This window comes from Fluviibacter sp., from assembly GCF_057744235.1.
The window spans coordinates 1-6322 of the sequence record NZ_JBIJFP010000031.1 but is presented as its reverse complement, the minus strand read 5'-3'; the positions used below and the strand labels follow the sequence as shown (position 1 = coordinate 6322).

Annotated in this window: 6 protein-coding genes; 3 read left to right on the top strand and 3 right to left on the bottom strand. The window is 56.3% G+C overall.

The annotated features are described in order from the left end of the window. Positions 1-1690: L,D-transpeptidase family protein (locus AC3GOJ_RS09870; RefSeq protein ID WP_488237299.1), on the top strand; the 1690-nt coding region annotated here is incomplete at its 5' end. Between the two features lie 15 nt (positions 1691-1705). After that, positions 1706-2308, top strand: coding sequence for a peptidoglycan L,D-endopeptidase MepK (mepK, locus tag AC3GOJ_RS09865; RefSeq protein WP_488237298.1), 603 nt, complete (start codon positions 1706-1708; stop codon positions 2306-2308). 6 nt (positions 2309-2314) lie between these two features. Here mepK and AC3GOJ_RS09860 read toward each other — a convergent pair whose 3' ends face one another. Beyond that, the gene (locus AC3GOJ_RS09860; protein WP_488237297.1) at positions 2315-3637 is read right to left on the bottom strand and encodes an MFS transporter; all 1323 of its coding nucleotides are present in this window, start codon (positions 3635-3637) and stop codon (positions 2315-2317) included. 7 nt (positions 3638-3644) lie between these two features. After that, complete coding sequence (locus AC3GOJ_RS09855; RefSeq protein ID WP_488237296.1) at positions 3645-4007, bottom strand: DMT family protein; 363 nt, start codon at positions 4005-4007, stop codon at positions 3645-3647. Between the two features lie 81 nt (positions 4008-4088). Between AC3GOJ_RS09855 and AC3GOJ_RS09850 the strand changes: the two genes are divergently transcribed. Further along, positions 4089-5519, top strand: coding sequence for a TAXI family TRAP transporter solute-binding subunit (locus AC3GOJ_RS09850; protein ID WP_488237295.1), 1431 nt, complete (start codon positions 4089-4091; stop codon positions 5517-5519). 4 nt (positions 5520-5523) lie between these two features. On the opposite strand, the gene AC3GOJ_RS09845 is transcribed toward AC3GOJ_RS09850, so the two are convergent. After that, positions 5524-6123 carry a lipid-binding SYLF domain-containing protein gene (locus AC3GOJ_RS09845; RefSeq protein ID WP_488237294.1) on the bottom strand — a complete coding sequence of 200 codons (600 nt, stop codon included), beginning with the start codon at positions 6121-6123 and terminating at the stop codon, positions 5524-5526. Positions 6124-6322: the final 199 nt, after the last annotated feature.

The window sequence follows — 6322 nt, the reverse complement described above, 5'->3', positions numbered from 1 at the left end:
GGTTGCTAGCTCAAAGCACCTGCTGGGCTGCTCACCGGAAACGCGTGGAAATGGCTGGAAATGCGGCACAATGATCTTTATGCAAATTAAGGAGTCCTTCATGGCCGTTGGCGCAGTCTGGAAAAATACGGTTGCGGGTTTATTGGTCGGTGCCGGGTTGGTCTGTGCGCCGGTCTTTGCGGCCGATGGCCTACGCCATGGCACCTGGGTTGTGGAGGGCCGGCCAACGCCTCTGGCCAAGTCTGCGGTACAGATACTGGCCCAGGCGGATCGAGAGGGCTTGGATCCTGCGGATTACGATGCGGCCCGATTGGCTCAGGCGATCAATCAGCCGGGCCTCGCTTCTAACGCCGCGCCATTAGAGGCAGCGCTGTCGGCGGCGATGACGCGCTATCTGCATGACCTGCATTACGGGCGTGTAGATCCGCGGAGCGTGTATGCCAACTTTGATGTGCCACCCAAGTCTCTGGATGTGACGGCCACCTTGAATGCCGCAATGGCAGCGGGCAATCTGGATCAGGCGGTGCGTGCCGCGACCCCAACGTTTCCCCTGTATCAGGCGCTTTTGCCCTGGTTGGCGCGTTATCGTGCCCTCGAAGGCAATCCGGCATGGGTTCAGCCCTTAGCAGGATTGCCTGCCGCCAAACTGGAGCCCGGCAGTGCCTACGCCGGGACGCATGCACTGGCCGCCCGCCTCATGGCGCTGGGCGATTTGCCACAAGGCTTTGAGCCCCCTGAGCGCTATCAGGGGGCGCTGGTCGATGGCGTCAAGCAGTTTCAGAAGCGTCATGGCTTGAACCCGGATGGCGTGATTGGTAAAGGGACGTTCGAACAGCTGAACGTAAAGCCTTCTGCCCGCGTTGAACAGATTGTGCTGACCCTGGAGCGCCTACGCTGGACACCGCTCTCGGCAGATAAACGCATGCTGGTGGTGAATCTGCCGGAGTTCGAATTGCGCGGACTGGAAGTTAACGGTGATCAGGTGCAGATTCCATTACAGATGAATGTGATTGTCGGCAAGTCGCTCAATACGCAGACTCCGATGTTTAATGAGCAGATGCGGGCCATTGAATTCAGTCCGTACTGGAACGTCCCGCCATCAATCACCCGATCAGAAACCGTGCCGAAATTGCGACGCGATCCCGGATATTTCGACCGTCAGGGCTTCGAAATTGTCACTCGGTCAGGTGAGGTAGTAACGCACCTGGATGATGCACAACTGGCGGCATTGCAGAGTGGTCAGGCGCGCATCCGTCAGCGGCCCGGCGCCCAGAATGCACTGGGAGATATCAAGTTCATTTTCCCGAACAACGACAATATCTACATGCACCATACGCCATCCGTCGGGCTGTTTCAGCGTGACCGACGCGATTTCAGCCATGGTTGTATCCGGGTCGAAGCCCCGGTTGCCCTGGCGGAGTTTGTCCTGAAGGGCGAGCCGGAATGGACGACCGAGAAGATCCGCGATGCCATGGAGAGCGGAACGTCCAGGACGATTCGCCTTAAAACGCCCATCATGGTGGTCATTGCCTACGGTACGGCTATTGTGAAACAGCGAGGCGGCGCCATTTACTTCTACGCGGATATTTACGGGCATGACAAACGTCTGCAGGCGGCTTTGGCCAAATACAGTCACTCAGTGCAGCGTGGTTCAGGCCATGACACTGGCAAAGTGGCCCGATTAGACTAAAATGAAATGATGAAGATGCATAAACATGATCGCCGGCAGTTTTTCCGTCAGGCTGCCAAATGGACAGCCGGTGGTATTGCGCTGCCTTTTACCGGCGTGGCCCGAGCGGCTTACACGCCGTCAGCGCAGCAGGCAACAGTGGGTCCGGCGATGTTGTCCGGGCTACAACGGACGTTGGCGTTTAATCACACGCACACCCGGGAGCGACTGGATCTGGTGTATGCCGTGAACGATCAGTATGTGCCGGATGCCATGCGCTCGTTGAATCGATTCTTGCGCGATCATTATTCCGGGACGGTAGGGCAGATGGATCCCCAGTTATTTGATCTACTGCATCAGGTTCAACAGTTGCTGGGGAGTAAATCTCCACGGTCATTTGAAGTGATTTCCGGATATCGGTGCCCGGAAACCAATAGCCATCTGCGTAACTCGCGTGGTGGCGGTGTGGCTAAGCGCAGCCTGCACATGGAAGGTAAGGCGATTGATGTGCGCCTGCCCGGCGTGCCGCTGGCAGAACTGCGCGATGCCGCCTTGTCCCTGGCGGCCGGCGGTGTCGGTTACTACCCTTCGGAGCAGTTTGTGCACATCGATACTGGCCGGGTACGTAGCTGGGGCTAATGGCAGTTAGCGGCTCAGATCCACGCCCCGTGTTTCCGGCAAATAACGTAGGCCCACGGCAAACGCGACGCCGAGAAAAATCGCCGGATACCAGAGGCCGGCTAGTGGATTGCCGGTCTGATCGTTAATCAGGGTAATCACAAAAGGTAATAAACCGCCGACCCAGCCGGCTGCCAGGTTATGGGGCAGGGCCGCTGCGCTATAGCGGGTGCGGGCAGGAAACAGTTCGGCCAGTAATGCGGTCTGTGGGCCAGTGACCAGCGCCAGCGGTAGTGTCATGATGACCATCAGCCCAACGGCCATGGATGTGTGTTCAGGCCCCGAGCTAAGCCAGCCATGGAATACTGGCAGAATGCTGCACGCGCCGAGGAGTAACCCGCTCAGGACTACCTTGCGGCGCCCGATGTGGTCCGACAACCAGCCGGCCAGCAATGTCAGGGGAAAAAGCACGGCCGTACCGATGGCAACGAGCAGGCTGCTGTGCGCGTCTTCGAATCCCGCCACGGTTTTAAGGAAGACACCGCTGTAGACCTGGGCGGAGAAGAAGAGAATCCCACCACCGGCGGATATGCAGAGAAAGAGCAGCCCCATCCGTGCGAGTGTTTGCCGGTCTCTGAAGCAGTCTCGCAGTGGGGTTTGTGTGAGCGCTGCTCTGGCCTGTAGGGCATGAAAGATGGGTGTTTCGTGGAGCGCGGCCCGGACTTTCAGAGAGATCAGCAGCAGTACGAGCGAGATCCAGAAGGGCACGCGCCAGCCCCAGCGCATGAACTCATCCGTACTCAACAGCTGTTGCAGTAGGGCAATCTGGAGGGTGGAGGCCAGAATGCCCAGCGGACCCATGAGTTGCAGAACACTGGTAAAGAGCCCGCGATTTTTTACGGGAGCATGTTCTGTCAGATAGACCGCACTGCCGCCAATTTCACCGCCTGCGGACAAGCCCTGCAACAGGCGAAGGGTGACCAGCAGGGCGGGCGCCCATAGCCCGGCTTGGGCATAGGTGGGTAGTAGCCCTACCGCCAAGGTCGCACCCCCCATCAGGGCGATGGTGATCATGAACACCTTGCGTCGCCCGATCCGGTCACCCAGGGAGCCAAAGAAGGCGGCGCCGAGTGGGCGGACGATCATGCCGGCGCCAAAGGTGGCGAGGCTGGCAAGAAGCGCAGTCGTGGGGTTTTCCGGTGGGAAAAACAAAGGGCCGAACCAGACCGCGAGGGCGGCAAAGGTCAGAAAGTCATACCATTCGAGAAAGGTGCCAAAGCAAGCCGCAACAGCGACACGGGTCGGTGTTTGATGGGGGGCAGGGTGGGTTTGTGTCGGGTGTTGAGCCATGGGCACGTTAACTGCGGAAAATGAAGTAAACAGCGCCCATCAGACACAGACCGGCCCAGAGATAGTCCAGCTTGATACCTTCCCCCATATAAAGTACGGAGAACGGCACAAAAACCATCAGGGTAATCACTTCCTGGGTGATCTTGAGCTGGGCTAGAGAAAACTCGGTATGGCCGATCCGGTTCGCCGGCACCTGAAAGAGGTATTCGGCCAGCGCAATACCCCAGCTGACGAGTGCCGCAATCCACCAGGGTTTGTCCGACAGATTGCGCAGGTGGGCATACCAGGCGAATGTCATAAACACATTCGACAGAATTAGCAGGCCGACAAACTGGAGCGGCACGGGGAGCCAGGGAAACAGACCGGACATGGCGAGGTGATTTGAAGCAAAAAAACCAATTATCCGTTAGTCTTCGGTTTTACGCATGGCGGCAGATTAAGCGGGGAGTCTATGGCGACGTTTCGGGAGGATGTGCAGGATCAGATCATCGCGATACGCGAAACCATGATTGATGGTTGGAAAGATCTCAAGTCCTTTGTGCAGGAGACCTGGCCCGCACTGACGATTCTGCTGGTGATTCTGGTGGGGGCATTATGGATTGCCGACCCGGCACCTCCCCGTCAGATATGGGCCGCAACAGGCCCTGCCGGCAGTTCAAATGAAGCGCTTGGTAAAAAGTACGCGAGCTATTTTGCAGAACGTGGCGTTACGTTACATTTGGTACCTACGGAGGGGTCCGTAGAAAATGTTCATCGGTTGCAGGATCTACAGGACCGGGTCATGGCGGGATTCGTCATGGCAGGTGCGGCTCCTTATCGCGCCAAAGGCATCCAGACCCTAGGCAGTATCAATTATCAGCCGCTCTGGTGTTTTTATCGCAGCCCGGTTCCGCTTCCGATCAAAGAGCGCGAAACCTTGATTCTCAGTCATAAGGTCAATATGGGTACCCCGAATAGTGGTACCCATATGCTGATGCAAGAAATGCTCAGGCTCAATGGTATTACAGGAGGTCTTTCTAAATTTAAAGAATACCCCGATGAACAAGCTGTTGAGATGCTGCGTGCAGGCGGGCTGGACGCGGTATGTATTGTGGATACGTATGAATCGCCGAATGTGCAGAAACTACTGAAGGTTGAAGGCTTGCAATTATCAGAGTTTGAGCGAGCCGAAGCTTATGCACGGATGGTTTCAGCGATTGAAATGGTCACAATACCTGAGGGCGCGCTCGATTTGCCCACCAATCGGCCAGCGATGTCATACCCGATGATTGCAACGACGACAGAGATATTGATCGATGAACGTTTGCATCCGGCGATCCAGACTCTATTCCTGATGGCAGCTAGAGATATTAATGGCAAAGAAAGCTTTTTCTCTAAAGAGGGGCAGTTTCCGGTATTCATGGATAGCAGTCAGCACCGGAGCAAAGAGGCAGAGATCTTCTACGAGAAAGGTACGCCGCTATTGATGGAGGTCCTCCCCTTCTGGCTGGCGGAATTCATTCGCCGCCTGGTGATTACGATGCTACCGTTTTTTGCGGTGGCGTACCCGGTGATCCGTTCCATGCCCAATTATCATAAGAACCGGGTACGGGGCCGCATCAATCGGATGTATGGGGCGTTGAAGTTTTTCGAGCAGTCGCTGGTGACGGCCTACGATCCGGGGCAGAAAGTGCAGTATCTAGCCCAGCTGGATAGCATGGAGCGGGAGGCATTGGGTATGAAGGTGCCTAAATCGGTTGCCAGCGATTATTACACCTTACGTAGCTCGATTGATTTCGTGCGCAACTGCGTGCTGCGTGACAGCTACAACATCCATGCACAGCCGGAGACACCCATCGATCCTGTCGTCGCCGTCGATGATGGTGACGGCGACGATATCTGATGCGTTAGTAGCCGCCGCGGATGTCGGGATTGTTCAGGGTGTCGTTGGGGGTGTATACCGAGCCACCCCAGTTGGCTTGCAGGTCATACCCCGATTGACCGACCAGGTAGGTCGAGACATTCGGGTTGATGGAACGTTGCATCCCACCGGAACCTGCGGAGATGTTGGCATTCACATCACCACCAACGCCATTGGCGGCCGTGAACTGCTTGATTGCATCTTCATTCTTGAAGATGATGACCTGGTATTGTTTCTGGTAGCCGGCGCCGGCACCTTCTCCGGCTTTACGCTCCATCATGAAAACCGGTTTCTGGCCGGGCTGAAATAGCGCACCGTCACCGTTAGAGAGCACCACCAGAATAATGTTGACGTTGGTGGCATTGAACACGGCATAACCGGCCGCACTACGAATCTCTTCGGCGACCTTCGGATTCTGGCGGATCAGTTCGTCAACCCCCGTCCTTGCCATCTTCAGAATGGCTTCGCGTTTGCTGACCACCTGGCTATCAGTAAGTGGCTGGCCGTTGCTCTGGGTGGTTTGACAGGCGGTCAGACTGAGTAGTGCAGAGATCATGACAGCAGCGAGCATCGGTGTCGTGCGCATAGCAGGCTTTCTAAGATAGATGGCCGTAAATTACACAAAAAGCCGCTGCTTGTCATTAGATTCTGATGACTCTTGATTATCATTGCACTATGACAGGTAAAAACGAAAAATTGGGTTCGCAAATCGGAGATGACGGTTGGCTGGCGGGTGCCAGACATATGCCATCCCCGAACCAGGATTCGAGACCGGCCGGTGCCGC